Consider the following 603-nt stretch of genomic DNA (forward strand, 5'->3'; position numbering starts at 1 on the left):
CGGTGACCGTGGCGGTGACGCTGACGTCAGTGTCGCCCGGCGACACCGGGACCTCGACGCTGACGCCGTTGTCCAGATCGTCCTGGGTGACTTCACGCTCGTCGAGGACGTTGCCGTCCTTGTCGGTCACCGTCAGGGTATCACCGACTTCAGTCCCCTCTTCCAGGGTGACGTCAGCGGTGACCGTGCCGTCGTCGCCGATCTCGTCCTGGCTGTAGGTACCGTCGTCGCCGCTGCCGGTCAGCTCGACCGAAACCGCGGGCGGTACGTTGTCTACCGGCTTCTCATCATCGTCGCTGGCGGTATTGCCCGCAGGATCGGTGACCGTGGCGGTGACCCTGACGTCGGTGTCGCCTTCGGCAACCGGGACTTCCACCGGAACGCCGTTGTCCAGATCGTCCTGGGTGACCGGACGATTCAGCAGTTCATTACCGTCTTTGTCGGTGACCGTCAGGGTATCGCCCACCTCGGTGCCGTCTTCCAGGGTGACGTCAGCGGTGACCGTGCCGTCGTCGCCGATCTCGTCCTGGCTGTAGGTACCGTCGTCGCCGCTGCCGGTCAGCTCGACCGAGACCGCGGGCGGCACGTTGTCCACCGGCTTCT

Annotated in this window: 1 protein-coding gene; it reads right to left on the reverse strand. The window is 65.7% G+C overall.

The window, feature by feature from the left end; all coding sequences use genetic code 11:
* On the reverse strand, window positions 1-603 hold a 603-nt coding region (locus ACGTN6_RS20895), incomplete at both ends, for a hypothetical protein (protein ID WP_459077063.1).

The organism is Halomonas sp. B23F22_20 (genome assembly GCF_043496985.1).
Classification (GTDB): domain Bacteria; phylum Pseudomonadota; class Gammaproteobacteria; order Pseudomonadales; family Halomonadaceae; genus Halomonas.